At 43.3% G+C, this 19,726-nt stretch carries 26 protein-coding genes and 3 pseudogenes; 11 read left to right on the top strand and 18 right to left on the bottom strand.

All coding sequences use genetic code 11. The features are described 5' to 3' along the window. Positions 1 to 73 precede the first annotated feature (73 nt). Together O9323_RS07530 and sipA are read left to right on the top strand one after the other, a co-directional pair. On the top strand, positions 74 to 241 hold the full coding sequence (locus O9323_RS07530) for a hypothetical protein (RefSeq protein WP_002750622.1): 168 nt from the start codon (positions 74 to 76) through the stop codon (positions 239 to 241). Positions 242 to 249: 8 nt separating this feature from the next. Continuing rightward, positions 250 to 462 (top strand): regulatory protein SipA, encoded by a 213-nt coding sequence (gene sipA, locus O9323_RS07525; protein WP_002738252.1) that lies wholly within the window; start codon positions 250 to 252, stop codon positions 460 to 462. A 131-nt stretch (positions 463 to 593) separates the two neighbouring features. Here the strand turns inward: sipA and O9323_RS07520 are convergent, their stop codons facing one another. From O9323_RS07520 to cobA, 5 genes are all read right to left on the bottom strand, one after another. Then, on the bottom strand, positions 594 to 2,192 hold the full coding sequence (locus O9323_RS07520) for a peptide ligase PGM1-related protein (RefSeq protein WP_288124903.1): 1,599 nt from the start codon (positions 2,190 to 2,192) through the stop codon (positions 594 to 596). Between the two features lie 165 nt (positions 2,193 to 2,357). Then, positions 2,358 to 2,486 (bottom strand): photosystem I reaction center subunit IX, encoded by a 129-nt coding sequence (gene psaJ, locus O9323_RS07515; protein WP_002738148.1) that lies wholly within the window; start codon positions 2,484 to 2,486, stop codon positions 2,358 to 2,360. A 45-nt stretch (positions 2,487 to 2,531) separates the two neighbouring features. After that, positions 2,532 to 3,026 (bottom strand): photosystem I reaction center subunit III, encoded by a 495-nt coding sequence (locus O9323_RS07510; protein WP_002750624.1) that lies wholly within the window; start codon positions 3,024 to 3,026, stop codon positions 2,532 to 2,534. A gap of 132 nt (positions 3,027 to 3,158) precedes the next feature. Then, the gene (locus O9323_RS07505) at positions 3,159 to 3,578 is read right to left on the bottom strand and encodes a secondary thiamine-phosphate synthase enzyme YjbQ (RefSeq protein ID WP_008201139.1); all 420 of its coding nucleotides are present in this window, start codon (positions 3,576 to 3,578) and stop codon (positions 3,159 to 3,161) included. Positions 3,579 to 3,588: 10 nt separating this feature from the next. Next, the gene (gene cobA, locus O9323_RS07500) at positions 3,589 to 4,389 is read right to left on the bottom strand and encodes a uroporphyrinogen-III C-methyltransferase (RefSeq protein WP_288124900.1); all 801 of its coding nucleotides are present in this window, start codon (positions 4,387 to 4,389) and stop codon (positions 3,589 to 3,591) included. A gap of 256 nt (positions 4,390 to 4,645) precedes the next feature. On the opposite strand from cobA, the pseudogene O9323_RS07495 reads away from it, so the two are divergent. Beyond that, positions 4,646 to 5,249: pseudogene (locus tag O9323_RS07495) on the top strand (helix-turn-helix domain-containing protein); the annotation flags it as partial. 15 nt (positions 5,250 to 5,264) lie between these two features. Here O9323_RS07495 and O9323_RS07490 read toward each other — a convergent pair. The 6 genes and pseudogenes from O9323_RS07490 to O9323_RS07465 form a co-directional block, all read right to left on the bottom strand. Continuing rightward, positions 5,265 to 5,489, bottom strand: a complete 225-nt coding sequence (locus O9323_RS07490; protein WP_002735305.1) for a hypothetical protein — start codon at positions 5,487 to 5,489, stop codon at positions 5,265 to 5,267. Between the two features lie 242 nt (positions 5,490 to 5,731). Beyond that, complete coding sequence (locus O9323_RS07485; RefSeq protein ID WP_002750630.1) at positions 5,732 to 6,157, bottom strand: putative toxin-antitoxin system toxin component, PIN family; 426 nt, start codon at positions 6,155 to 6,157, stop codon at positions 5,732 to 5,734. Beyond that, positions 6,154 to 6,399, bottom strand: a complete 246-nt coding sequence (locus O9323_RS07480) for a ribbon-helix-helix domain-containing protein (protein ID WP_002750632.1) — start codon at positions 6,397 to 6,399, stop codon at positions 6,154 to 6,156. Before O9323_RS07480 ends, O9323_RS07485 begins: the two co-directional genes overlap by 4 nt. Positions 6,400 to 6,430: 31 nt before the next feature. Then, on the bottom strand, positions 6,431 to 6,673 hold the full coding sequence (locus O9323_RS07475; protein WP_002750634.1) for a hypothetical protein: 243 nt from the start codon (positions 6,671 to 6,673) through the stop codon (positions 6,431 to 6,433). A gap of 78 nt (positions 6,674 to 6,751) precedes the next feature. Further along, positions 6,752 to 7,174 (bottom strand): putative toxin-antitoxin system toxin component, PIN family, encoded by a 423-nt coding sequence (locus O9323_RS07470; protein ID WP_002750637.1) that lies wholly within the window; start codon positions 7,172 to 7,174, stop codon positions 6,752 to 6,754. After that, positions 7,164 to 7,388, bottom strand: a pseudogene (locus tag O9323_RS07465) (C2H2-type zinc finger protein). Before O9323_RS07465 ends, O9323_RS07470 begins: the two are co-directional and overlap by 11 nt. Before the next feature lie 107 nt (positions 7,389 to 7,495). On the opposite strand from O9323_RS07465, the gene O9323_RS07460 reads away from it, so the two are divergent. Both O9323_RS07460 and O9323_RS07455 read left to right on the top strand, forming a co-directional pair. After that, complete coding sequence (locus tag O9323_RS07460; protein WP_002750640.1) at positions 7,496 to 7,858, top strand: type II toxin-antitoxin system Phd/YefM family antitoxin; 363 nt, start codon at positions 7,496 to 7,498, stop codon at positions 7,856 to 7,858. Further along, positions 7,855 to 8,241, top strand: a complete 387-nt coding sequence (locus tag O9323_RS07455) for a type II toxin-antitoxin system VapC family toxin (RefSeq protein WP_002750641.1) — start codon at positions 7,855 to 7,857, stop codon at positions 8,239 to 8,241. Before O9323_RS07460 ends, O9323_RS07455 begins: the two co-directional genes overlap by 4 nt. On the opposite strand, the gene O9323_RS07450 is transcribed toward O9323_RS07455, so the two are convergent. The 5 genes from O9323_RS07450 to gltB form a co-directional block, all read right to left on the bottom strand. Further along, complete coding sequence (locus tag O9323_RS07450; protein ID WP_002799393.1) at positions 8,209 to 8,331, bottom strand: hypothetical protein; 123 nt, start codon at positions 8,329 to 8,331, stop codon at positions 8,209 to 8,211. The genes O9323_RS07455 and O9323_RS07450 overlap by 33 nt on opposite strands. Positions 8,332 to 8,391: 60 nt before the next feature. Beyond that, a complete protein-coding gene (locus O9323_RS07445) occupies positions 8,392 to 8,820 on the bottom strand; it encodes a putative toxin-antitoxin system toxin component, PIN family (protein WP_002750643.1) in 429 nt (142 codons plus the stop codon). After that, positions 8,820 to 9,059, bottom strand: coding sequence for a hypothetical protein (locus tag O9323_RS07440; RefSeq protein ID WP_002750644.1), 240 nt, complete (start codon positions 9,057 to 9,059; stop codon positions 8,820 to 8,822). Before O9323_RS07440 ends, O9323_RS07445 begins: the two co-directional genes overlap by 1 nt. 306 nt (positions 9,060 to 9,365) lie before the next feature. Further along, on the bottom strand, positions 9,366 to 9,998 hold the full coding sequence (locus tag O9323_RS07435; protein WP_287690349.1) for a hypothetical protein: 633 nt from the start codon (positions 9,996 to 9,998) through the stop codon (positions 9,366 to 9,368). Between the two features lie 88 nt (positions 9,999 to 10,086). Next, positions 10,087 to 14,661: a glutamate synthase large subunit gene (gltB, locus tag O9323_RS07430; RefSeq protein ID WP_288124899.1), complete on the bottom strand. Its 4,575-nt coding sequence runs from the start codon at positions 14,659 to 14,661 to the stop codon at positions 10,087 to 10,089. A gap of 127 nt (positions 14,662 to 14,788) precedes the next feature. Here gltB and O9323_RS07425 point away from each other — a divergent pair, with 127 nt between their 5' ends. The 6 genes from O9323_RS07425 to O9323_RS07400 all read left to right on the top strand — a co-directional run bounded on the left by O9323_RS07425 (position 14,789) and on the right by O9323_RS07400 (position 18,140). Then, a complete protein-coding gene (locus O9323_RS07425) occupies positions 14,789 to 15,076 on the top strand; it encodes a hypothetical protein (protein WP_288124904.1) in 288 nt (95 codons plus the stop codon). 86 nt (positions 15,077 to 15,162) lie between these two features. After that, a complete protein-coding gene (locus O9323_RS07420) occupies positions 15,163 to 15,384 on the top strand; it encodes a hypothetical protein (protein ID WP_288124898.1) in 222 nt (73 codons plus the stop codon). A 129-nt stretch (positions 15,385 to 15,513) separates the two neighbouring features. Then, positions 15,514 to 16,167 (top strand): ester cyclase, encoded by a 654-nt coding sequence (locus O9323_RS07415; protein ID WP_288124902.1) that lies wholly within the window; start codon positions 15,514 to 15,516, stop codon positions 16,165 to 16,167. Positions 16,168 to 16,268: 101 nt separating this feature from the next. Next, positions 16,269 to 16,646: a helix-turn-helix domain-containing protein gene (locus O9323_RS07410; RefSeq protein WP_288124897.1), complete on the top strand. Its 378-nt coding sequence runs from the start codon at positions 16,269 to 16,271 to the stop codon at positions 16,644 to 16,646. Between the two features lie 163 nt (positions 16,647 to 16,809). Beyond that, the gene (gene crtR / locus O9323_RS07405) at positions 16,810 to 17,700 is read left to right on the top strand and encodes a beta-carotene hydroxylase (RefSeq protein WP_024970187.1); all 891 of its coding nucleotides are present in this window, start codon (positions 16,810 to 16,812) and stop codon (positions 17,698 to 17,700) included. 122 nt (positions 17,701 to 17,822) lie between these two features. After that, positions 17,823 to 18,140, top strand: a complete 318-nt coding sequence (locus O9323_RS07400) for a hypothetical protein (protein WP_002750665.1) — start codon at positions 17,823 to 17,825, stop codon at positions 18,138 to 18,140. Here the strand turns inward: O9323_RS07400 and O9323_RS07395 are convergent, their stop codons facing one another. Next, positions 18,141 to 18,695, bottom strand: a complete 555-nt coding sequence (locus O9323_RS07395) for a hypothetical protein (RefSeq protein ID WP_002777090.1) — start codon at positions 18,693 to 18,695, stop codon at positions 18,141 to 18,143. Positions 18,696 to 19,587: 892 nt separating this feature from the next. Further along, positions 19,588 to 19,726: pseudogene (locus tag O9323_RS07390) on the bottom strand (serine protease); the annotation flags it as partial.

Genomic DNA, 19,726 nt, shown 5'->3' with positions numbered 1-19,726 from the left:
TGCCGCAATTTCTCTATATTTAATAAATCTTTACATTCCTCTCCCTAACTAGCGATTAAGATTTTGGGTCTTTTTGATTGTACCGATAGCGATCGCCACCCTCGCCGCTAGGTCAGGCAACACCCCAACCCAAGGGGAAAAGGTGACGAGAACAGCTTACACAACACCTATTCTTTGGGGAATCTATCTTGAGAATGATTTGAAATATGCTAACTTGGAAGATTATCACGATCGCATCTAGTCAGTACCATGAGTGAAATTAGCATCGGGGGAAAAGTCCGTCTGATTGCCATTCCCCCTTACCTGAAAACCGCCGATCCCATGCCTATGTTACGGCCGCCGGATCTGCTCAATATTGACGATATAGGCACGGTGATTGATCGCCGGCCGGGGGGTTATTGGGGTGTAAAATTCGATCGAGGCTCATTTCTGCTCGATAGCAAATATTTAGAGGTCATTTAAACCAGTTAAGTGCATCGCAGTCAAGACAACTTTTAACCAAGGTAAAACTATCGGTCATTGGCTGCCAGAAACTGCCTGCTTGGATGATTAAATCTCTCAGACAAAAAATTATACCCAGTAAATCAGTCTAGTTATATCCAAGTGATCGGTAATCCAGAATAATAACCTAAATTTATGGAACTAGGCTCTGTTTCCCAATCTAAAACCTGTTCCACACGCTGATAAATTGCCGCCGCTTCCTTACTAGAATTGCCGATACAAGTTAACCCTAATTTACCAAATTCTGACAGCGCACCCATGAGATGAAAAACCGTTCCCGTTTTACTGCTACTATCAAAATGTAAGTGATGTTTAGCAATAATATCCATTAAATCATCGGGAAGTAAACCTTTGTATTGGGGTTTGTGGAGATTATCGGAGGCAATATAATACTTTTCTTGGTGAGGTTGACTGAAAAATAATCCGGTTTTTTGATCGTATTCACCATTAGTTAAAAGCTTCAAAGTCATAAAAGGATGGGTAGTTCCTCCTTTTCGCAGATTAATTTCGATCGCCTGTAGATCCCAGACTAAAGTTTCTGGATTTTTCACAGCGACGAAATCAACTCCATAGCGTTCAATTGCTCCCTTGGCTGCCAGAATTTCCCCTATTTTTAGACCTAATTCCTGTAATTGCAGGCGATAATTTTCATCAGCGGGAAAATGGCAACCTAGATAAATTTGACCATCGGGACCCCCTAAAATTTGATCGTGAGTGGAAAGAATCTTCACTTCTCCCGTGGGTGTAATATAACCTTGCACACTCGGCGATCGCTTTTCTTCTCCTTCAATAAAAGCTTCGACAATTGCCCCTAATTCAGCAATTTTGCCAGAAAAACTCTCCCAATTTTCATCGCTTGCTTGAAAACTCATCTTGTCTAATAGTTTAGCCAAGAGATTCATTTTCTCGCTTAAATCTAGGCTGTTACTATCAACAATTTCCCCTAAAGGACGTAAATCTAAAACTGCATTTCCTTCTCCCGATAACCCCTCATTTAACTTCACTACCATGCGTTTTAGTTGCGGTTGACGGGACCACAAACTAGCAGCTTCGTATAACAAATCTTTGACCGTATTTACCTGTAAACTACCGTCAGGATGGGGAATATTGCCTTGACCAAAAATCTCGCGACTGCCACTTTTAGAACCCCAATACAATAAATCTGGACTACAGGCAAATAAAGGAATATCTAATTGTAAAGACAATTCTCGCTCTAAATTAGTAGAATTAAAACAAACCATGTAGGCCCGATCTCGACGCAACGCTTGCCGGATTCTTGCTACTAAGCGCGGTCTGTCCAGAATTTTTTGGGTTAAAGGTTGAAAAGAGTTATCGTGAGTTGTCAGTAATAACAGACGATTATTAGCATGGGAAAAAGGAATCCCAGGCAACAATTGCAGGTAATAATCAATCACCATCCGCGAAAGTGGCTGCGCTGTTACATAGATTAAACGAGTTTTCGGGTGTCGCAATCGAATCAGAGAAAATAATAATCTTTCTTCGTAATGTAAAAAACCCGCCACTTTTTGACCGACTCTCTGATCGATACTAAAAGAAGGGATAACTAGGATATCATAATCGCATTCATCCGATTCGAGAACGTTTTCTCCCTGCCAAATCTCTTTTAATTTTTCTTGTAATTCTTGATACCGCAGCCGCTTTTCTAGCATCAAATCTCTATCTAACAGCATGGTTTGTCCCACCTCTGGGGTTGCAGATACCTGTATCTTATCGATTTTGAGAGCCTGTCGTCTCCAGTGTCTTTCTTTTCTTAATATTCCCCAATCCCTGGGATCATTGCCATTAAAAAGGGATACAGTGGACTCTGTATCCCTTTTAATCACCTGAGATTGGCTTTAACCTAGCGGGTGGAATAAGAGATCGGGATAAAAGCGATTGAATTCGATTAAAATCCCGGCAGTGAAAGTCAGCAGCGCCATAATTAACACGGGTGCGGACGAGAGAAATTTAGTAAGTCCTTCCATCTGAGTTCTCCTAGGGAATAAAAAGTCAAGGGTTTGACACAAAAATTAACGAGGGGAAACGGTAATTTCCGAATCCTTAACGGTTAATTTACCGGAAGTGGCTTCTTGTAAAGCCGCCAAGGGCCAGAGAAAACCCGTTAACATTTTGCTGAGAGCGAGGGGAACATCGATGATGATTTCCTTCATTTCGGCATCTTTGTCGTCGCGCACGGCGATTAAATAGGCCCGACCAACCCAACCGATCCAACCGGTAATGTACAGGAATAGGATGCTAGGGATAAAGAAATCGCCCATGTGGTCCCAACGACCATCAACAATTAGGTGTGGATAGCCTTCCGGTCCACAGAGAGCTTGGGAGTAGATTTGAGCGCGTTTGGCTCCCGATTCGGGGTCGGGAGTGGTGTTGCGGAAACTCTTCGCTTTTTGTAGGAAAGCGGGATTTTCGCTACAAGGGGTCAGATTGGACAAATCAGCCGACGCTGGAGCGGCAAAGGTGAACCAGAGGGATAGCACCAGGGCCAGAGCGAACAATTTTCGCATAAATTGTTTCCTTTTGTTACGAAATATGAAGTTCTTTGTTCAAAAAGCGAACAATTTGATCGTACACGGAAAAAATCTTACTCCGATGAGGGGTACGAGTAAAGTTTCTATTACAAAACTATACGCAACGCTTCAGACCCCGGTGATATGAACCACCACTTGTCTTTGGTGACGACTCTGACGGTGTTCCCAGAGATAGATACCTTGCCATATCCCTAAAACTAATTTACCCCTAGCGATCGGGATTTGTTCCGATGTTCGGGTTAGGACCGAGCGAATGTGAGCGGGCATATCGTCTGGCCCTTCGGTAGAGTGATAGTAGAGACTGCTATCTTCCGGGACTAACTTGGCGAAGAAATTGGCCAAATCGGTGAGAACATCGGGATCGGCATTTTCTTGGATCAGCAAAGAAGCGGAGGTGTGACAGACAAATATACTGCATAATCCCGTCGTTATGCCCGATTCAGCCACGATCGCTTCTATGGGGGCAGTGAGACGATGGAAATTCTTGGGACTGGTGGTAATCGTCAGGGATTTTTGATATTGACGCATGGCAACCGAATCAGAGAGAAATGGGGGTAGGGGGGATTGTCCTCGATAGCAAAGGTTGTCCCGCTTGCAAGAGATCGTGAAGGTCCACCACTGCACCGATAACAGCGATCGCTGGGGCTTCAAAGCCGGTGGCTTCAATCTGGTCCATAATCGTGCTGAAAGTACCGATTAACTGCTGTTGTTGCGGTGTTGTTCCCCAGCGAATCAGGGCGATTGGTGTTTCTGGACTTCTGCCCGCCTTGGTTAACTCGCCGATAATATGGGGTAAATTATGCACACCCATGTAAACGACAATTGTTTCTGCACCATGGGCGATCGCTGACCAGTTAACTTGAGGACGATATTTACCCGCCATCTCGTGGCCGGTGACGAAGGTAACGGAAGAACTATAATTGCGATGGGTGAGGGGAATACCAGCGTAGGCAGGCACGGCAATTCCTGAAGTGATCCCCGGCACGATCTCGACGCTAATTCCGGCCGCAATCAGATCAAGCATTTCTTCACCCCCGCGACCAAAAACAAAGGGATCACCTCCCTTGAGACGAACAACCACGGCATTAGTCTGGGCCTTTTGGATCAGTAAAGCGGTGATTTCCTCCTGTACCAGAGAATGACGACCGCGACGCTTACCCCCATGGATTTGTTCGGCCTTGGGGTTAATCATGGCTAGAATCGAGGGGCTGACTAGGGCATCATAGAGGACAACATCGGCATTTTCTAGGAGAACTTTTGCTTTTAAGGTCAACAAACCGGGATCCCCGGGACCCGCACCGACGAGATAGACCTTACCGCAACTTTCTGATTGATTCATAGATACTGGGGAGAAAATTCTTGCTTCGATCGAATGCGCTTGATCCCTACTTTATTGTGACTGGGGCAAAATTTGGTATTTTTGACTACAGTTACCCGGCGATCATGCGCTTTTTTCATGAAGAATTATGATCTTAACATTACTTAACCCTTAATCTAGCGATCGCTCTGATCCTAAATCCCGTTTATAGCAATTCTTGGAGCTATGAGGTACAATAGAAAGCAAATAGACAAATAATAGAAGTAGCCAGTTTCCGATGAGACCCTATTCCGTAGATTTTCGCCAAAAAATTATCGATGTCTGGAAGAAAGAAAAAATTTCCATTCGAGGACTAGCCCAGAGATTTGACGTGGCTAAAAGCTTTATTCAGAAGTTATTGAAGCAATATAAAGAAACAGGAGATATCCGTCCTCGTCCGCAAGGGGGAAGTCCGCCAACCAAGTTAAATAGTGAACAACTGATAATTTTAATAGAAATCATCGAAGCTAACAATGATGCAACTCTCGAAGAATTATCAGAATTACTGTATGAAAAGACACAGGTGAAAGTCAGTAGAGCCACCCTGGGGCGGCTGACGCAAAAACTCAATTACAGTTTCAAAAAAAACACTACACGCGGCGGAAAAAGAAAGTGACAGGGTAGAGCAAAAAAGAGTAGAATACTGGTCACAAGTGCGGGAAATTGAGGCATCAAAACTAATTTTTATCGATGAATCGGGGGTAAATTTAGCCCTTTTGAGACTCTATGCTAGAGCCTTAATTGCCCAAAGAGATCGAGAAAGAAAACCACAAAAAAGAGGAAGAAATATTTCAATAATTAGTGCTATAAGCTTAGAAAAAGTTGTCGCATTAGTCAATATATAAACGAAATAATATTCAAGGCTCATTTAATAGAGATTCTAGGATTTCGGGTGTTAATCCTCTAGCTTCGGATCGATTGCTAATTTCGTCCATCAGCTTACCAAGAAAGTCCCTATCGTCTTTACTCGGCTTTCTCATCAACAGATCAATAAAAATCCGAACACGCTCTTTTTCTTCAGAGGATGCGGATTGATCGGCTGCCGCTGTTTTGGGACTGACTTCGATCAAAATTTTGCTCATATTATTAAGGCTCATTCTTGCTATGCTTCGGGGGGTTGTTTGACTAATTCGAGTGCTTGTTCATTGCTTAAGGTTAAGTTCCGCATAGTCCATTTTTAATTTAATTATAACCAGCTAATTATGTCTTAATCAATATCAATTTAATATCCTTGCCATCACACCAGAACCTACGGAGGAGCTGATTACCCTTCCTTTTTATCATAAAGACTCCTTCGATCGAGTATCGCGGGATCAACAGGATTTCAAGATTCTTCATCCGCAACGGGATCGATCACGAGTGCTTTAAATTCTGAGGCAGAAATTATAGTTGTCGATCCTAAATTATCTACTTCTTCAAAGTCTTTATCACCTGTGATCAAAAAGTCAGCATCACTTGTCATCACACAAGCTAGAAATTTAGCATCCGATCGATCTCTAGGGAAATCAACGGTGCTGTGAACATCAATTAATCTAGGAACTGTATCGAAAATCCTATACCATTCTCTTATCACTCCTTCCGACAGCTTAAACTTAGGACGGCTGACAACATCTTTATATTCAGTTAAAATAGCTTCGGAAACAATCCATTCGATTTTATTAGACTCGATCACGAATTGTATAACCGTTCTCGGCAACCTTCCTTTTAAAATTGCCGAAACTAGAATATTCGTATCGATCACGACTTTCATTCGCCTCTCCGATAGGCTTCAATTTCTGCGGCGATATCTTCTTCGGTAATATCCTGAACGCCGGGTAAGGATTGAGTTTTATCAAAGAGTTCTTTAACTTTTTGGCTTAAAGTCTGACGGTTTTGTTTGTCCGCTAAATTTAACAAAGCGTCTTTTAATAAATCTTCAACGCTGTTATAGTTTCCTGTCGCTAATTGAGAGTTAATTAATTGTTCTAATTCGGGATTTAAGGTAATATTCATGGTAAAATACACTCTGTAAATTCGGTGGATATTATGATGGTTCGTGAACGATTTCATCGATAAATTCTTCTTTTTCTTCTTCCGTCATGGTATCCCAATCATAGCCGCGTTCTTTGGCTACGATTCGAGCTTTGTCAATGGCGTAGTTAGACAAGGATTCCCATCGGTCCGACTGACTGAGGATGAGAATTTTATAAACTTCCTGTTTCTGGTCTTCGGGGAGTTGTTTGAATAAGTCGATAACTTGTTCGTTGCTTAAGGTTAAGTTCGGCATAGGTCGCTTCTAGACACCAGCATGATTAATCAGTTTAACACGAGTCTCTAGCCGGCTCGTGGGTGGGGGGACTGATCGCTAACGGGAAAAGTCATGATCTAGAAATTCTTGAATCGTTAAAATTGGGATTTCTCGAAATGGATTTAAAACTAATAGATCAGAATCGCCGCTTACAATACAGGTAGCTTGACCATCGATCGCTAGTTCTAAATACTGATTATTTTTCTCATCTCTGCAAACCTTGATTTTCTCTCGAATCACGACAATTTCCTCGGTTCTTTCTATCGCCGTTATAAATAGCCGCCTTTTTGCTGAGGAGGCATATCTATCGAATTTGGCACGATTGAAAACAGTGATCAATTCTAACAAAGTAGATTCGGACATTAAAAGCTTGCCGATATTTTGGGCTTTGTCTAATGCCTGACGAGCTTTGCCGTTTTTCGACAGAAGCGCGCTTACTAAAACGTTGGTATCGAGAATAAAAGAATATTCAAGGCTCATTTAGTAAAGATTCTAAAATTTCGGGGGTTAATCCTCTAGCTTCCGCCTCATCACTAATTTCGTCCATTAGTTTTCTCAAGAAATCGATATCGCTGTTAACTGGCTTTCTAATTAGCAAATCGACAAGAACCCGGACGCGTTCTTGTTCCTCCGGGGATGCGGATTGATAGACTTATGCCGCTTCGGGACTGACTTCGATCGAAATTTTGCTCATAGTATTAAGGCTCATTCTTGCTGTGCTTTGGGGAGTTGTTTGAATAAGTCGATAACTTGTTCGTTGCTTAAGGTTAAGTTCGGCATAGGTCAATTCTAGACACCAGCATGATTAATCAGTTTAACACCGGTCCTCAATGGAGAAGGTTTTCGGTTCGCCTACACCTTCCGGGCTTCGATCGGTTAGAATCGAGAAATTATCGGCCTAGAAAGTCCTTTCATCTTCGCGCTTGCCGTAAAATTATGATTGTCTCTCTCCAAGAAGCTCAAGCCAAACTGCCCGAACTGATATACAATCTCAAACCGGGAGAAGAATTGTTGATTACCGATAATAATCTCCCACTAGCCAAATTAATCGGGCAAACCCCCACATCTCCCCAACGTCCGGGGCCTGGCCTATGTAAAGGAATGATTACCATCGTGGCCGATGATGAAGAACACTTACAAGACTTTGCGGAGTATCTGCATTGAAATGTCTAATCGATACCCATACTCTGCTTTGGTACACACTCAACGAATCCCCACTAAGTAGCGCCGCCCATCAACTAATTATTAACCAAAATAACGAAATATTAATCAGCCCAGCATCCTATTGGGAAATCGCCATCAAAATCAGTATCGGTAAACTCATTTTACATCAATCTTACAAAGATTTTATCGACGTATGCCTTAATCAATATCAATTTAATATCCTTGCCATCACACCAGAACATACGGATGCGCTGATCACCCTTCCTTTTTATCATAAAGACCCCTTTGATCGCCTTCTGGTAGCTCAAGCCATTGTTGAAAATATTCCGATTATTAGTGTAGATACTATTTTAGATCGGTACGGTATTCAACGTCTTTGGTAGGGCGATCGTTTTTCTCAACCTATCGGAAAACTCGACACTATAACCCCTTTCTAATCCCTCGATTTGATGTTTTTCTACCAAGGTTCCCACGTCTCCTGCGGATAATCTTGCTTCGCGAATATATTTTAATAAAATCCCATTGAGTAAAGTTCATAATTGATGGTGATTATTTTGATCTAAAAAGTCCAGAAAATCTTTTGCTTTTACGATCTGAATATTTTGATATTCAACCAGTGAAAGAAGATGTTTGTCCCCCGTGATAATATGGGTAGCCTTGCCAGCGATCGCACATTCTATGATCATATCGTCATCGGGATCATTGGGAACGGCTCTAAGTGTTCCACCTATAGAAACAATGCTAGAAGCATCACAAATTTCCTCAATGTATTTTCTAACTCGTTCTTCAGGAAATTTGATTTTTAGTAGAAGTTTTTCGGATAATTCGCCTAAAATCTCTGGACAAGTGACCGATCGAATCAGTTTGCTTTGGGCTAGGGAAAAACAACTATTCGGGCTACCGCCTTTAGAAAGCGCAGCAGATATGAGAATATTTGTGTCGAAGACAACAGTATAAATCACTACTTCTCATGAACGATTTCATCGATAAATTCTTCTCTTTCGTCTTCCGTCATGGTATCCCAATCGTAGCCGCGTTCTGCTGCGACGATTTTTGCCTGTTGGCTTCCGTAATCGGTTATAGCTTCCATATTTCCCCACTGACGCTGGATGAGGAATCTAAATAGTTCCTGTTGCTGTGCTTCGGGGAGTTGTTTGACTAATTCGATTACTTGTTCGTTGCTTAAGGTTAAGTTTGGCATAGGTCGCTTCTAGACACCAGCATGATTAATCAGTTTAACACGAGTCCTTAATGGAGAGGGTTTTCGGTTCGCCTATCCCTTCTCTGCGTCGATCAGTTAGAATCGAGAAATTATAACAAATCTGGTTATTTTTGCATGAGTAGAAAACGGGTTTCTCCGAGAAACCCGTTTTCTGTGCGTTACTCAACGGATTTAATATTATCGGCCTAGAAAGTCCTTTCATCTTCGCGCTTGCCGTAAAATTATGATCATCGCTCTGGTACACACTCAACGAATCCCCACTCAGTAGCGCCGTCCATCAACTTCCTAAAAACCTTCTGGCTTTAAGACAGGACGATAACGTAATTTGATAATAACAGAACCACTAAACCTAAAACTTGATTGAAAAGCAATAAAATTGAGTTGCTGAGTCATTATTCCATTATTACAAATCTGGTTCATTATTATTTCAGAATTCATTTCAAAGTAAGAACCATTTTTATCAATTAGAAATATAAAATCAGGATACAACAGCCCAACGTCATAAAAAGAGATAACCGAACCATTATTACACTTAATAGCGAAAAAAACGCTAGTAATTCCTGATTCTAAAACTTGACAATTATATTTTCCTTGCTGAGTTTCGATAAAAGCACTTGCTTCAAACCAAGTATTATTGATTAATCTCTGGCGCCAGTCCTCTGGACAAGAAGAGGATATTCTCCAATTTTCCGTCGATATTATTTCGCTGGCAGGATTATTATTAAACTGGGTTCGTTTATAAGTACCATTAGAATTAAATTTATGTTGTACGATTCCACTAGAAAAAGTAGTTTTCCAGCAATTAACCGCAATATCAGAATTATTTAAAGCGATTAATTGTTCATTATCAAAAGCTATAGCCGAACCAGAGAAACTAACAATGAAAACACTGGCATAACCAATAAACTTTTTCATCATACACCTCTATAGATAGATGGTTAGTATTTACTGTAGATTCTAGATCATCAATTGAAAAAAAAGGGGCTTATTCAGCCCCCATTAACCTCTAACTTCCGCCGATTCTCGCAACATCACGCGCATTGGCTTCAAAAGCGGCATCGAGAGCAGAATCGCCGGTTAAACCCGAATCTAACGCCTCTTTAATACACTGCAACATCCGCTTATAATCCTTGGGCATTACCTTCACAAACTTGGGCAACATTTCTGACCAATTTGCTAAAACTAGGGCTGCTTTTTGACTATTAGTGTAATCAGCATGGCGTTGAATTAACTCGCGTAAATCGTCGATTTCTTCCCCTTCTAGCGCCTCTAAAGCCACCATTTGGGTATTGCAACGAGTGGCGAAATCCCCCGACTCATCGAGGACGTAGGCGACACCACCACTCATTCCGGCGGCGAAATTGCGACCGGTGGGCCCTAAAACAACGACTTTACCCCCCGTCATATACTCGCAAGCGTGGTCGCCAACGGACTCAACCACCGTAGTCACCCCAGAGTTACGCACCCCAAAACGTTCCCCAGCAACCCCAGAAATATACACCTCACCACTGGTTGCACCGTATAAAGCCACATTACCGATGATAATATTCTCCTCGGCCACAAAAGTGGAACCTTTGGGCGGATAAACGATGATTTTGCCACCGCTTAAACCCTTACCCACATAATCATTGGCATCCCCTTCTAACTCCAGTGTCACCCCTTTGGGAACAAAAGCACCGAAACTCTGCCCCGCGCTGCCCTGAAAATGGAGATGTACGGTATCTTCGGGTAAACCCTCCCAGTGACGTTTAGTGATTTCGTTGCCTAAAATCGTCCCCACCACGCGGTTAATATTTTTAATCGGTAGTGTCGCTTTGACTTTTTCGCCTTTTTCAATGGCATCTTTGCATAAATCCAGTAAAACTGTTAGATCCAAAGACTTATCTAACCCGTGGTCCTGGGGAATCTGACAATAACGTCCTACCTCTGCATCTACCTCCGGTTGATAGAGAATCGGAGTTAGGTCAATTCCTTTCGCTTTCCAATGTTCTACAGCCTGTTTCGGCTCTAATACATCAGTTCGCCCCACCATTTCATTTAAGGTGCGGAATCCCAATTCGGCCATAATTTCCCGCACTTCCTGGGCGATAAATTTCATGAAATTCACCGTATATTCAGGATCCCCGATGAAATTCTTCCGTAATAACGGATCCTGGGTCGCTACCCCCGCCGGACAGGTATTAAGATGACAAACCCGCATCATAATACAGCCTAACGTTACCAGTGGCGCGGTCGAAAAACCGAATTCTTCGGCCCCCAATAGCGTCGCCACCACCACATCGCGGCCGGTTTTCATCTGACCATCGGTTTCCACCGCAATGCGACTGCGAAGATTATTTAACACCAATGTTTGATGGGTTTCTGCTAGTCCCAACTCCCAGGGTAAACCCGCGTGTTTAATCGAGGTTTGGGGAGAAGCACCGGTCCCACCATCGAAACCAGAGATTAAAACCACGTCGGCGTGAGCTTTAGCGACTCCGGCGGCGATTGTGCCAACTCCCACCTCAGAAACCAGTTTTACGCTCACTCTGGCCGCACGATTGGCATTTTTTAGGTCATGAATCAACTCCGCGAGGTCTTCAATCGAGTAGATATCGTGGTGGGGTGGGGGAGAAATTAAACCAACTCCGGGGGTGGAGTGACGGACTTTGGCAATCCAAGGATAGACTTTTTTACCCGGTAATTGACCGCCTTCGCCCGGTTTTGCCCCCTGGGCCATTTTTATCTGCAATTCTCGCGCTTGGGAGAGGTAAAGACTGGTGACACCAAAACGGCCGGAAGCTACCTGTTTAATGGCACTATTTTTCGAGTCTCCCCGTTCATTTGTCCAAGTGTAGCGCTCGGAATCTTCGCCGCCTTCCCCGGTGTTCGACTTGCCACCGATACGATTCATGGCAATAGCGAGGGATTCGTGGGCCTCTTTGGAAATGGAACCGTAACTCATGGCCCCAGTTTTAAAGCGTTTCATAATCGCTTCAATCGGTTCCACTTCTTCGATGGGGATACTTTCCCGGTTTTTAAAGGTTAATAGTCCCCGCAGGGTGAAGAATTTTTGATTTTGTTGGTTGACCAGTTGGGAATACTTCTTAAAGAGGTCGTATTTGCCCAATTTTACCGCTTGTTGCAGGGTATGAATGGTTTCTGGGCTAAAGAGGTGCGCTTCCCCGTCCTTACGCCATTGATATTCACCGCCAATATCGAGGGTATGCACATTAACATCCCGGTCGGGGAAAGCGTGGCCATGTCTGAGTAGGGATTCTCGGGCAATAATTTCTAAATCGGCCCCTTCAATGCGGGAAGCTGTCCAAGTAAAATAGCGATCAACTACCGATCGATTTAAGCCGATAGCCTCGAATATTTGCGCCCCACGGTAGCTTTGCAGGGTAGAAATGCCAATTTTAGAGGCCACTTTAATTACGCCCTTGGTGGCGGCTTTTATGTAGTTTTTACAGGCGGTCTGGTGGTCAACTCCTACCAATAAACCTTCCTCGATCATACTGCCGAGGGTGGCAAAGGCTAGATAGGGATTAATCGCACCGCAACCATAACCGAGTAAAAGGGCGTAGTGATGCACTTCCCGGGGTTCGCCGGATTCCAAGACAAGGCCGACTCTGGTGCGGGTTCCCTGCCGGATGAGGTGATGGTGTAAACCGGCAACCGCCAGCAGTGAGGGAATCGGGGCGTGATTTTTATCGATACCTCGATCGCTTAAAATAATAATACTCGCGCCCGCTAAAATTGCCTCGTCCACCTCTTGACAAATTGCCTCAATTGTGCCACGCATCCCCTCGACTCCCGCAGTGGGATCGAAGAGAATGGGAATAGTCACGGTGTTAAATTCGCTATTGCCCTGTAAACGCGCTAATTGGGCGTTAGTGAGGATGGGAGAGTTAAGTTTAATCAGGTGACAGCTTTCCGGCTGCGGATCCAAGAGATTTCTTTCCGCACCGATAGTGGTGATGGGAGAGGTGATAATTTCTTCGCGAATCGAGTCAATCGGGGGGTTAGTGACTTGGGCGAATAACTGCTGAAAGTAATCATAAAGCAGTTTTGGGCGATCGGACAAGACGGCTAGGGGTGTATCGGAACCCATGGAACCCACTGCTTCCACTCCATCCCGGCCCATGGGGGCTAATAAAAGACGTAATTCTTCAAAAGTGTAGCCGAAAGCGGTTTGCTGTTGAATTAGGGAAACAGCAGTTTCCGGTGGAGCAGTTTCCACCGCCGGTAAATCGTCTAAATTGACTAAATTTTCGTTTAACCACTGGCGATAGGGATGAGCTTTGGCAATAACTTCTTTTATCTCCTCATCGGCCACGATACGACCTTCTTTCATATCCACAAGGAACATCCGGCCGGGTTGCAGACGACCTTTAAAAGCGACGCGTTCCGGTTCAATGGGTAAAACTCCCGCTTCCGATGCCATAATTACTAGGTCATCTTTGGTGACGTAGTAACGGGAAGGACGTAAACCATTGCGGTCCAACACTGCTCCCATCATCGTACCATCGGTAAAAGCGATCGAGGCCGGACCATCCCAGGGTTCCATCAAACAGGAATGGTATTCATAAAAAGCTTTTTTCTCATCACTCATCGATTCGTGGGCTGCCCAGGGTTCAGGAATCATCATCATGACAGCGTGAGGAAGAGAACGCCCCGATAAAACCATTAATTCTAGGGCATTATCAAAAATTAAGGAGTCACTACCTTCGATATTAATGACCGGCTGGATTTTTTTGATGTCTTCCCCGAATAAGGGTGAGGCAAACATCGACTGACGGGCGTGCATCCAGTTAATATTACCTCGCAGGGTATTAATTTCGCCATTGTGGGCAATATAACGGTAAGGGTGGGCGCGTTCCCAACTGGGGAAGGTATTGGTACTAAAACGAGAATGGACTAATCCTAAAGCACTTTGAAAGTCGGGGTCGTGTAAATCGGGGAAATAGTCACCCACCTGTACCGGCATTAATTGCCCTTTATAGACAATGGTACGACTCGAAATACTGCAAGGATACCAGTAACGATTAAAGGATTGACGACTGAGGTGGGAACGCTTGCGAATAACGTATAATTTGCGTTCAAAGGCCAGATCATCGCTTAAATTGGCATCGCGTTCGATGAAAACCTGTTCGATAAAGGGTTCGGTAGATTTGGCCGAATTGCCTAAACTGGAGTTATCCGTGGGAACATCACGCCAACCGAGAACTTTTAACCCCTCTTCGGCGGCGATTTTCTCGAATTCCTGGCGACTTTTCTGGCGAATTTCCGCATCAGGGGCCGTGTAGAGCATTCCTACCCCGTATTGTCCGGCTGCTGGTAAGGTAAAACCTAGATTACTGGTCACTTTCCGGAAAAATAGGTCAGGGATTTGGCATAAAATACCCGCCCCATCGCCCGTATTTTTTTCCGCACCGCACGCGCCACGGTGATCGAGGTTTAGTAGAATTGTCAAGGCCTGTTCAACAATATCGTGGGACTTTTTACCCGTTTTATGAACGATAAACCCGACACCACAAGCATCATGTTCAAATCGGGGATCGTATAGTCCTTGTTTCCGTGGAGTTTGATTGTTATTCATTTTGTCTGATAGCCTAGCAGTCTGGAAGGGAAGGGCCTAGAGGGTGAGCCAGAGTAGCGATTCTAGGTATATCAATTCTGTATCCAGACTCGACCTTCGGTCTTATATCTTAAGGAAATGTTTCGATGTGACCAGGGTTCCTCTCGCTGCTTTCCCCCTCGATCGAGATCGCTTTTCCGATACAAGTTCGATCGCTCCTATAATCGAAGAAATACTCGATCGCTATCTCGATCCGGTTCGATTGATTCTTTCTGCTCTTTCTCGCCATTTTTTTGAATTTTCTGTAATTACCTCGCACATCGATCGGGCTTTTTCCGCCGCATCCCGTGCCATTTCCAGAATTTCCTCTAGTTCCCGTTCATTTAGTCCTGTTTCTTTCTCTTCCATCACCGTAAACCCCGCAAGCGATTTTTAACCTTATTCTAGTCTCTAAAATACGTCCGAGCTATGATCGCTTAACTCTAGAGCTAAAGTAGAGATAGGGTTTAATTGGAGCTATGTATGGAAGCGATCGAATTTAGGACGGTTATTTATAACGGTCAAGTGAGCGTTCCCCCCCGATATTCTTCTCGATGGGAAGGTAAGATGATACGCGTGATTGTTTTGGATGACTCGGAAATCGTCCCCGATCCGAGCCAGAAAACTGAAAAAACGATGTTCGAGGCGATTTCTTTAAATACACGGGGATTTACATTCGAGCGGTTAGCTAAGATTTGTTACTGATTGAGTCGGGGCAGAAGATTAGAGCTATAAATAATGATGGAAACGTTTGTTGTTGGTGCTGAATACTTGACTCAAAGGAGTCTGCTTAGAGTAAGCCAATCGGCATCATAGTCAAGAGGTAATTTAATGATGAGTGAAGACCAAAATTTGCCACTTTGGGTACAAGATCGCGAAGAAGTTATTAACAAGGCTGATGAAATTCAATGGCGCTATGGAGATCGTCCAGATTATTCGCACACCAATAGATATCTGGAAAAGGAACGAAAATTTAATCACGCCGAAAAATCTCTAAATCAGATCGCACATAATCTGGTGAAAACTTTTGAAATGGAGGCAACATTTAAGACTAATCCTCAACAGTGGCTTTCTGTGGTGGAAGGTAAATTCCGCATGAGTACTAATGGAGGCAAAGAGTATACTGCTGAAGATATTGTAGAGCAAGGAACATATAACCTATTTCTTGGAGATTCAGATCAATACAGTTCTTCTAATGAAACCTTTGAATCTTCTTACAATCTCTTCCACGCTGCTTTCCCAGATGGTTTTCACTGGGAGTTGATCGAAGTTGTGGCAGGTCCTCCCAACGTCGTCTTTAAATGGAGACATTGGGGAACTTTTAAGGGTAACTATCAAACACATCAACCCACGGGAGAAGCAGTTGAAATTGTTGGACTTAGCCTGGCAAAAGTCACAGAGGAGTTGAAACTTGAGTCTGTCGAGCATTATTTTGATACTCATCAATTTTTGATGAAGTTAACCAGTAGAATGCCCAATCCTATGTGATTGGGATTGTCAGCAACCCCAATCATTTTGTCAAGGATTTTGTTATTTGTATTTCTTATACTTCATCTAGCTATTGATTACTTGATTGGGGATTCAGGGCGATGCGCTTTTCTGGGGTTCGATTTAATAACGCGCAAGAATACGAGCGATTTTTAAGCATAATTGAAGGGATGATGTCACGGGAGTTAATCAATGACGAAGGACTATTATTCGATTTACTGGTGTTATTAGTGGAAGAATACGAGCGCAAACATTATCCGATCGCCCGAACAAATCCTACCGCTACGTTAGAATCTTTACTGCATGAGTTCGATATCGATAGGGAGTGTCTTGTCGATATTTTCGGCGATCGGGATAGAGTAGAATCGGTGATAGGGGGGAAACAGGCGATCGCTCCCTCTCAAGCCGAGTCTCTAGCCGAATTTTTTAATCATTTAAGTGCGAAACTGGCGTTAAGCGCCCGTGATTTTCTCTTGTAGCCTCGCTTTTCCTTCGGGGACTGAGGGGGGAAGACCATATAACAAATCCTTACTTTCTTCATAGCTTTAGATTAATTAAGATAATGTTACAAAACTTTATGAAAAAGGCGTAGTATGATAATTTACGCCAGTAAAGCGAACACAATAAGGAGCAACACCCATAATGCAGTCGGCCGAGATGTTGCTGACAGTCCCCAAAGAGTATTTAAAAGCACCGGGGGGCTTCAACCCAAACGTTACCATGTTTTTCAGTGCCTTGAGCCTAATAACCCTATCTACCTGTGGCTATTGGCTATGGTCCTGGCCGGACTGGATTTGTTTTAGTGCTAATGTCCTCGCTTTACATTTATCGGGGACAGTTATCCACGATGCCTCTCATAATTCTGCCCATAGCAATCGGACATTTAATGCTATTTTAGGTCATGGTAGTGCTTTAATGCTCGGTTTTGCCTTTCCGGTCTTCACTAGAGTCCATTTACAGCACCATGCTCACGTTAACGATCCCGAAAATGATCCAGATCATTTTGTCTCCACTGGTGGCCCTTTGTGGATGATTGCGGCCAGATTTTTTTATCACGAGATTTTCTTTTTTAAGCGGCAACTCTGGCGAAAATACGAACTACTGGAATGGTTCCTCAGTCGTCTTTTTGTGGCTACCATAGTCATCGTCGCCTGTCAATACGGTTTTATCAGCTATGTGATGAATTTTTGGTTTGTTCCCGCTTTAGTGGTGGGAATTGCCCTCGGTTTATTTTTCGATTATCTCCCCCATCGTCCTTTCCAAGAGCGTAATCGTTGGAAAAATGCCCGAGTTTACCCCAGTACCCTCTTAAACCTGCTGATTTTAGGGCAGAATTATCATCTCGTGCATCATCTTTGGCCGTCGATTCCCTGGTACAAATACCAACCGGCATACTATGCCACTAAACCGCTTTTAGACGCAAAAGACTGTGAACAGTCTTTGGGTTTACTGCAAGGTAAGAATTTCTGGAGTTTTCTCTACGATGTCTTCCTAGGTATTCGCTTTCACTCCCATTCTTCTAAAACTTCTTGATCTTATTTATCGTAATGATGAGGTACAAAGTTTTCATTTTAGGGAGTCGGTGGTCGATTTTGTGAGAAACTCTCTATCTGTACTGGTTTTGTTGTCAACCTGATTTTTTGAAGGAGGATTTTATGAGTCAACATTGGGGAAAAGCCTTAATTTTAACAACAACTTTCTTGACAATTAACATCGATTATGCTAGGTCTTTAACCTTTGGTGAGGCCGTTGGTATTGGAGCGGGGGCCTTGTTAATCAACCGGGCGGTACAGGATAATAGACAACGTTATCGATTTGTGCCACCAGAGCAAGAATTTCAGCGCGGACTAGAGGACGGGTTTAACTTTGCCCGCTATGATAATCCGCGCAATTCTAGAGACTATGATGACGGTTTTATCGAGGGAAGAAGACGGCGGGAGTCGGGTTGGTCTAGTCCCAACCGGAGAAGTTAATTATTTTTTTGGTCTGCGTCCCACTTCGGCGGTTTCTTGAATGGAAAAGATCCTCAATTTACCGTCGATGGGAGCGACTTTAGCCACTGCTTCCGATGCCACTATATAGTTATCACCCTCGGTGTTGGTAATATTGACTACCCGCTCGCGAGTGATAATCGCCATCTCGTTATTAGCAAGAATATCCACGTCCCAATTCTCAGAAAGAACCTCTATACTTCTAATATTTTTGTAGGATTCCTCTAAAAATATTTTATGTTCCGTGATGCCATTTAACTCAAAAATTTCGGTACTAGCATCGGTTTTAATGGTCAATTGCGAGGAAATAAACGGGGCATAGTGTTTGAGGATTAGGGGGATATTTTTATCTTTAATAGCGGTTTCAATGTCTTGAATCATTGCTTTAATTTCCGCTTCACTGATTTTTTGTCCCCAATCGCGATTACTCGATTGTTTCACTGGCACTATCGAGGGATTAGCATGGACAAAAGGGGGGGAGATACCGGGGAGAAGGGATAAACCGAGCAATAGAACAATTAATTGGGGAGAACGCATAATTTAATAAACTTGGTAAATTCAACCCGAATCATAGCATTTTCTCGTTACCGAATAAATCCTCAAGGTGAAAGGGCTGCATCTCATAAGTAGTCGTGCAAAATAAATTTCCTAGTGAAGATAGGCAAAAGGCAGGAGGCAAGAGGTGGTTAGATATGTGTAATTAATTTTGCGGCTCTTCTAGGTTCTGTGTGATAAGTTTAACTTACATAGGATTGATCAGTCTTTGTGTCCTTTGTGTCTTTGTGGTTCGTTCCACCCCCTCGCTAGGAAGAATGTATCTTAGAATACATTTTGCCCACCAAACCTAAGAGAGCCATTTTGCTTAGGTACTTATAAATAGACTCCTCTTCCACGACCTTTATAGACTTTTTTATAACTAATCTTTTTCTCAATTTAGTATTCAAGATATCCAGTTAAACGATAACTTTTCAAGATTTATTGTATCTTCTTTTCTAAGACTTTCTCATCCTTACCTGGTCTTTTTTGGGCTCTTCGGTTTGTCTTATGCAAGGGACGGGATGATAGGAGATGAAACCCTTATAGGCTCTTCCGGTTTCTGTGTGGAAACGAAGCCTATACTGATAGTTTCTTCGGCAAAATAGTCGTAAAAGTCTTTCTCCGTCAACATTTCACGATTCCATAAGCAAAAATTATCACACAAAGTCGAGAAGAGCCGGGACGGGATAATAGGAGATGAAACCCTTATAGAGAAAGACATTGCTGCGATATTTGTCAATTGTTTTCGATCTAGAGCGAGCTAATCAATTAAGTCTCTTGTCAGATAAGGATTTAGTCGATTTATGCCACCCGATCGAACTATACCAAGTAACGAAGAACCGTGATCAGTGAACTGAAAACTCACATCTGATAACTGACTCCGGACTGCCGATTACTGATTTGACATTTGGGCGGTGATTACGGTGAGATCGATCGCCCTTTCCCCCCTTCTGATTCTTAGGGGTAAAGATTGACCGATCCCGGCTTTTTCCACCATTTCCTGTAACTCAGCGCCATCGCTAACCGGTTGA

It is taken from the genome of Microcystis sp. LE19-131.1A (assembly GCF_027532015.1).
GTDB lineage: Bacteria > Cyanobacteriota > Cyanobacteriia > Cyanobacteriales > Microcystaceae > Microcystis > Microcystis ichthyoblabe_A.
The sequence above is the reverse complement of the archived record's forward strand: the minus strand, read 5'-3'. Positions and strand labels throughout refer to the sequence as shown.

Excerpts from the sequence above, each read along its gene's own strand:
- sipA (WP_002738252.1), top strand. The coding sequence starts at position 250 with ATGAGTGAAATTAGCATCGGGGGAAAAGTCCGTCTGATTGCCATTCCC.
- O9323_RS07520 (WP_288124903.1), bottom strand. The coding sequence starts at position 2,192 with ATGCTGTTAGATAGAGATTTGATGCTAGAAAAGCGGCTGCGGTATCAA.
- psaJ (WP_002738148.1), bottom strand. The coding sequence starts at position 2,486 with ATGGAAGGACTTACTAAATTTCTCTCGTCCGCACCCGTGTTAATTATG.
- O9323_RS07510 (WP_002750624.1), bottom strand. The coding sequence starts at position 3,026 with ATGCGAAAATTGTTCGCTCTGGCCCTGGTGCTATCCCTCTGGTTCACC.
- O9323_RS07505 (WP_008201139.1), bottom strand. The coding sequence starts at position 3,578 with ATGCGTCAATATCAAAAATCCCTGACGATTACCACCAGTCCCAAGAAT.
- cobA (WP_288124900.1), bottom strand. The coding sequence starts at position 4,389 with ATGAATCAATCAGAAAGTTGCGGTAAGGTCTATCTCGTCGGTGCGGGT.
- O9323_RS07490 (WP_002735305.1), bottom strand. The coding sequence starts at position 5,489 with ATGAGCAAAATTTTGATCGAAGTCAGTCCCAAAACAGCGGCAGCCGAT.
- O9323_RS07485 (WP_002750630.1), bottom strand. The coding sequence starts at position 6,157 with ATGAAAGTCGTGATCGATACGAATATTCTAGTTTCGGCAATTTTAAAA.
- O9323_RS07480 (WP_002750632.1), bottom strand. The coding sequence starts at position 6,399 with ATGAATATTACCTTAAATCCCGAATTAGAACAATTAATTAACTCTCAA.
- O9323_RS07475 (WP_002750634.1), bottom strand. The coding sequence starts at position 6,673 with ATGCCGAACTTAACCTTAAGCAACGAACAAGTTATCGACTTATTCAAA.
- O9323_RS07470 (WP_002750637.1), bottom strand. The coding sequence starts at position 7,174 with ATGAGCCTTGAATATTCTTTTATTCTCGATACCAACGTTTTAGTAAGC.
- O9323_RS07460 (WP_002750640.1), top strand. The coding sequence starts at position 7,496 with ATGATTAATCAGTTTAACACCGGTCCTCAATGGAGAAGGTTTTCGGTT.
- O9323_RS07440 (WP_002750644.1), bottom strand. The coding sequence starts at position 9,059 with ATGCCAAACTTAACCTTAAGCAACGAACAAGTAATCGAATTAGTCAAA.
- O9323_RS07435 (WP_287690349.1), bottom strand. The coding sequence starts at position 9,998 with ATGATGAAAAAGTTTATTGGTTATGCCAGTGTTTTCATTGTTAGTTTC.
- gltB (WP_288124899.1), bottom strand. The coding sequence starts at position 14,661 with ATGAATAACAATCAAACTCCACGGAAACAAGGACTATACGATCCCCGA.
- O9323_RS07420 (WP_288124898.1), top strand. The coding sequence starts at position 15,163 with ATGGAAGCGATCGAATTTAGGACGGTTATTTATAACGGTCAAGTGAGC.
- O9323_RS07415 (WP_288124902.1), top strand. The coding sequence starts at position 15,514 with ATGAGTGAAGACCAAAATTTGCCACTTTGGGTACAAGATCGCGAAGAA.
- O9323_RS07410 (WP_288124897.1), top strand. The coding sequence starts at position 16,269 with ATGCGCTTTTCTGGGGTTCGATTTAATAACGCGCAAGAATACGAGCGA.
- crtR (WP_024970187.1), top strand. The coding sequence starts at position 16,810 with ATGCAGTCGGCCGAGATGTTGCTGACAGTCCCCAAAGAGTATTTAAAA.
- O9323_RS07400 (WP_002750665.1), top strand. The coding sequence starts at position 17,823 with ATGAGTCAACATTGGGGAAAAGCCTTAATTTTAACAACAACTTTCTTG.
- O9323_RS07395 (WP_002777090.1), bottom strand. The coding sequence starts at position 18,695 with ATGCGTTCTCCCCAATTAATTGTTCTATTGCTCGGTTTATCCCTTCTC.